Annotated in this window: 5 protein-coding genes; 1 reads left to right on the forward strand and 4 read right to left on the reverse strand. The window is 64.1% G+C overall.

The annotated features are described in order from the left end of the window. Positions 1-988 (forward strand): M20/M25/M40 family metallo-hydrolase (locus H5T60_12795; GenBank protein ID MBC7243306.1); only part of this gene is annotated, 988 nt, incomplete at its 5' end. Positions 989-1,000: 12 nt separating this feature from the next. On the opposite strand, the gene H5T60_12800 is transcribed toward H5T60_12795, so the two are convergent. The 4 genes from H5T60_12800 to H5T60_12815 form a co-directional block, all read right to left on the reverse strand. After that, a complete protein-coding gene (locus H5T60_12800; GenBank protein MBC7243307.1) occupies positions 1,001-1,624 on the reverse strand; it encodes a LysE family transporter in 624 nt (207 codons plus the stop codon). Between the two features lie 7 nt (positions 1,625-1,631). Further along, entirely contained in the window at positions 1,632-2,357 is a 726-nt protein-coding gene (locus H5T60_12805) for an amino acid ABC transporter ATP-binding protein (protein ID MBC7243308.1), read from the reverse strand. Positions 2,358-2,459: 102 nt separating this feature from the next. Next, positions 2,460-3,305 carry an amino acid ABC transporter permease gene (locus tag H5T60_12810; GenBank protein MBC7243309.1) on the reverse strand — a complete coding sequence of 282 codons (846 nt, stop codon included), beginning with the start codon at positions 3,303-3,305 and terminating at the stop codon, positions 2,460-2,462. Positions 3,306-3,385: 80 nt separating this feature from the next. Continuing rightward, positions 3,386-3,545, reverse strand: a 160-nt coding sequence (locus H5T60_12815) for an ABC transporter permease (GenBank protein MBC7243310.1), incomplete at its 5' end; no start/stop codon positions are given.

Here is a 3,545-nt window from a genome sequence, read left to right on the forward strand (position 1 = left end):
CATCTCCCTGCCCAGCGCCGGCGTCGGCCCCACCCTCACCCTGCTCGGGCACCTTGACCATCGGCCGCTGGACCATCCGCCGGCGTACCAGGAAGGGGGGCTTATCTACGGCCGAGGGTGCGCGGAGGGCAAAAGCGGGGTTGCGGCCATCACCGAGGCATTGCGCGTCCTGGCATCCTCCCCCTACCGCTTGCGCGGCCGGCTCCAGGCGGTCATCCATACCCTGCACGAGCCGCCCGGCCGGCGCGAGGGGCTGGACGCCCTGGCACGGCATGGGAGCCTGGGCAACGCCGTCATCTGCGCCGCCGGCCCGCACCGCTACGTGCCGGTGGCCGGCCGAGGATGTGCCCAGTTCCGCTGGAGGGTGCGGCAAGAGGGGGAGCCCATGCACGAGTTGTACACGCCGGCGGACGCGCCGCATCCCATCTGGGAGAGCTGGATTATCCTGGAGCGCCTGGAACGCTGGAACGAGGAGCTTGGGCAGGTCGCGTGGCCGTACATCGGGCCGGAGACGGTGCAGGTGGGCAGTATCCACGCCGGCGACGAGCCGGAGCGCGTGCCGGCGGAATGCGCCATCGCCGGCACGCGCCGCTTCAGCCCCGGCAAGACCGAGCATGAGATTGTGGGGGAATTCCTCCTGCTCCAGCAGGAACTGCAGGCCCGCACCCGCGCCAAGATCGAATGTCAGGTCAACGTCCTCGGGTTGGGCTTCCGTCTGCACGAGCGCGAGCCGATCATCCAGGCCCTGCGCCGGGCATATTCCCTGGTGACGGATCAGGACCTGCCGCTGGGGGGCTTTCTGGATGTAGGAGATGCTTCCAAGACCGCCGGCGAGTACGGCATCCCCACCGTCTATCACGGCACGAACCGGGAGCGGTACCTCGCCAACCCGGAATATGTCAGCCTGCGCGACGTGGTGCGGGCTGCGCGGGTGTACCTGGCCGCCGCCGTGTACTACCTGGGCTTTGAGGACGCCGGCCGGCAGTGAGCGGGGCCTGGCCTATGCCGGCCAGGCGGTGATGCCGTCGAAAATGAACCGCGCACCGAAAAAGAGAAGGAATGCCCCGCAGGCCGCCAGCAGGACCTGCTGAAAGCGCTTCCCCAGGAACTTCCCGCCCCGGTACGTCACCGCGGATAAAAAGTAGTACCAGCAGAAATCGCACAGCCAGTGGACGACGGCGAAGGCCAGGAACCCCAGCAGGCCGAATGCCACTGCGCGCAGTACCAGCGCCGCCCCGACCGTGCCCCACCAGACCAGGAAGTACGGGTTGCCCAGGCTGAGGAGGAGGCCGGCGGCCAGCGGGGAGTGATGGGCGGCCAGGGGTTGGGCATCCGTGAAACGGACCAACGCCCGGAACATGTCCACGCCCATGTACAGCATGAAGATGCCGCCGGCGATGGCGATGCCGGCCTTCACGGCCGGGATGCCGAAGAGGCGGCCGGCGCCGTACAGCACCGCCAGCATGAGGGGGAACTCGACGATGCCGTGGCCGACGGCCACCAGCGCGCCGGCGTGCGGCGATTCGCTCCCCTTGCCCACCACCACTGTGGTAATCGGGCCGGGGGCCATCACGCCGGAAAGGGAGATCAGCACGGCTTCCAACAGGAAGGGCAGGAGCGACATAGGCCGGCTAGTGCAGGATCTTGCTCAGGAACTGGCGCGTGCGCTCGTGCTTCGGCGCGGTGAACAGCTCTTCCGGGGTCGTCTCTTCGATGATGCGGCCGGCGTCCATGAAGATGATGCGGTCCGCCGCCGCCCGGGCAAAGCCCATCTCATGGGAGACCACCACCATGGTCATGCCCTCGCGCGCCAGGTCCAGCATCACATCCAGCACCTCCTTGATCATCTCCGGGTCCAGCGCGCTGGTCGGCTCGTCAAAGAGCATGATCTTCGGCTGCATGGCCAATGCCCGGGCAATGGCCACCCTCTGCTGTTGCCCGCCCGAAAGCTGCATGGGATAGGCATGCGCCTTTTCGGGAATGCCCACTTTCTTCAGCAGTTCATAGGCGATGTGCTCCGCCTCTTCCTTGCTCCGCTTGCGCACCACGCGCTGTGCCAGGGTGATGTTCTCCAGCGCCGTCAGGTGCGGGAAGAGGTTGAACTGCTGAAACACCATGCCCACTTCGGCGCGCACGGCGTTGATATTCGTCTTCTCATCGGTGAGGGGGATGCCGTCCACGATAATGGTGCCCGAGTCCAGCACTTCCAGGTGGTTGATACAGCGCAGGAGGGTGCTTTTGCCGGAGCCGCTGGGCCCGATGATGACCACCACCTCACCGCGGTTGACATGCATGGTCACATCAATCAGCGCCCGCACCCGGCCGAAGCTCTTGCAGACGTTGATGATCTCTATCATCTTTTGGGACGTACCTTTCCCTTCTTTCTCCATTTTCTTCCTCGCCTTCTCAATATGTCCCAGGTGACAGTCACCTATCGGGTGACTGTCACCTTACTTTCTTTACCGCCGCTGGCCCAGGGACATGCGGCGCTCCAGGGCGCTGGTCAGGCGGGTAAAGGTCAGGGTCAGCACTAGGTATATCAGCGCCACCATGGTCCAGGTCTCGAGGCTCAGGAAGGTGCGCGACATATATTCCCGCCCGCGGCGGGTCAGGTCCGCGACGGCCAGCACCGACACCAGCGATGAGTCCTTGAGCAGGGTGACAAACTCGTTGCCCACCGGCGGAAGGATGACGCGCACCGCTTGGGGCAGGATGACATAGCGCATGGCCTGGACATAGGTCATGCCCAGGGAGCGGGCGGCCTCCATCTGTCCGTGGTGGATGGACTGGATGCCGGCGCGGAAAATCTCGGACATATACGCGCCGTAGCAAATGGTGATGCCGAGCACCGCCGCAGTGAAGGGCTGAAGCTTGAGGTCAATGAACCACTGGCCGGCATTGGGCCAGTGCGGCATCAGCAGATTGCCGATCTTCTCGAAAATCTGCGGCAGGGCGAACCAGATGAAAAGGAGCTGTACCAGCAGAGGGATGCCGCGAATGATCTCCACGTACAGCGAGGCGATGCCCTTGATGAGCCAGCTCCGCGAGAGCCGGCCCAGCCCCCCGAACATCCCGACGATGAGGATGAAGATAAAGGATGTCAAGGTGATCTGCAGGGTCGTGACGATGCCGTCGGTGAGGAAATTGAAGATCTCTGCGTAGGGATGGGGGCTGGCTTTAATAAGCAAGATGATCAAACCGATAACGGCCAGCACCAACAGCCACCAACGGTCCACGGCGGCCAGCCGGCCCAACAGCCGGCTTTGCGACGGTACCTCTTCCAGCGGTTGTGTTTGCTCCGTCATGGGAACCCTCTTCTCCATTTCTCCTCTTTCCGCAGTAAGGGATACTTGCTCATCAGATGACAATCGTTTCTGCCCATAGGTCAATCCTTCAAGCGCGGGTCCAGCGCATCGCGCAGACCATCCCCCAACAGGTTAAACCCCAACACGCTCAGCAGGATAGCGAGACCGGGGAAAATACCGATGTGCGGCGCAGAGAAAAAGACCTGCTGGGCGCGCCCCAGCATGGTCCCCCACTCGGGG

Source organism: Anaerolineae bacterium, assembly GCA_014360855.1.
In the GTDB taxonomy this organism is placed as follows: domain Bacteria; phylum Chloroflexota; class Anaerolineae; order JACIWP01; family JACIWP01; genus JACIWP01.